The organism is Streptomyces sp. NPDC002785, assembly GCF_040295565.1.
Taxonomy (GTDB): domain Bacteria; phylum Actinomycetota; class Actinomycetes; order Streptomycetales; family Streptomycetaceae; genus Streptomyces.
Genome location: NZ_JBEOVN010000454.1, coordinates 1 through 1,021, shown reverse-complemented (window position 1 = coordinate 1,021; position 1,021 = coordinate 1). Strand labels below are relative to the sequence as shown.

The 1,021-nt window shown below is 74.0% G+C and carries 1 protein-coding gene; it reads left to right on the top strand.

Going from position 1 to position 1,021, the window contains the following annotated elements:
- The coding region (locus ABTZ94_RS37700) for a condensation domain-containing protein (protein WP_351208004.1) at nt 1-1,021 on the top strand (1,021 nt) is incomplete at both ends.

Genomic DNA, 1,021 nt, shown 5'->3' with positions numbered 1-1,021 from the left:
ACGGGCGACCTGGTGCGCTGGGGCTCCGGTGGGGCTCTGGAGTATCTGGGGCGCGCCGACGACCAGGTGAAGCTGCGGGGCTTCCGGATCGAGCTGGGTGAGATCGAGTCGGTGCTGGTGTCGCACCCGGCCGTCGCTCAGGCAGCGGTGCTGGTCCGTGAGGACCGGCCCGGTGACAAACGGCTCGTCGCCTACACCGTCCCCGGCGGCGACACCGTCCCGGACGCCGACACCGGAGCACTGCGCAGGCACCTGGCGGCCACGCTGCCCGAGTACATGGTGCCGTCCGCCTTCGTCACCGTCGACTCCCTGCCGCTCACCCCCAACGGCAAGCTCGACCGCAAGGCCCTGCCCGCGCCCGAGGTGCGGGCCGGGGAGCCCGGCCGCGCTCCGGCCACCGCGCAGGAGGCCCTTCTGTGCCGCCTGTTCGCGGAGATCCTCGGACTCGATGCCCCGGCCGGGGCCGACGACAGCTTCTTCGAGCTGGGCGGCCACTCCCTGCTGGGCACCCGTCTGATCAGCCGGATCCGTACCGAGGCCGACGTCGAACTGCCCATCCGGTCCCTGTTCGAGACGCCCACCCCGGCGGGGCTCGCCCCGCTGCTCGGCGACGCCCGACCGGCCCGCCGGGCCCTGTCCCGCATACCGCGCCCCGAGCACCTGCCCGTCTCGTACGCGCAGCAGCGGCTGTGGTTCCTCAGCCGGCTGGACACCGCGGAGGCCGCCACATACAACCTGCCGGTCGCGGTGCGCCTCACCGGTGTGCTCGACCCTGCCGCGCTGGCCGCGGCCCTGCACGACGTGGTCGGCCGCCACGAGGCGCTGCGCACCGTCTTCCGAGAGGTCGACGGCAGCCCGGTCCAGGTCGTCCTGGACGGGGCGGTACCCCGGCTGGACACCGTCGAGGTCGGCGAGAAGGATCTGCGGGCGGCGCTCGGCGCGACCGCGGCGCGCGGCTTCGACATCTCCACCGATCTGCCGCTGCGGGCGACGCTGTTCCGGGTCGCCGAGCAGGAGCATG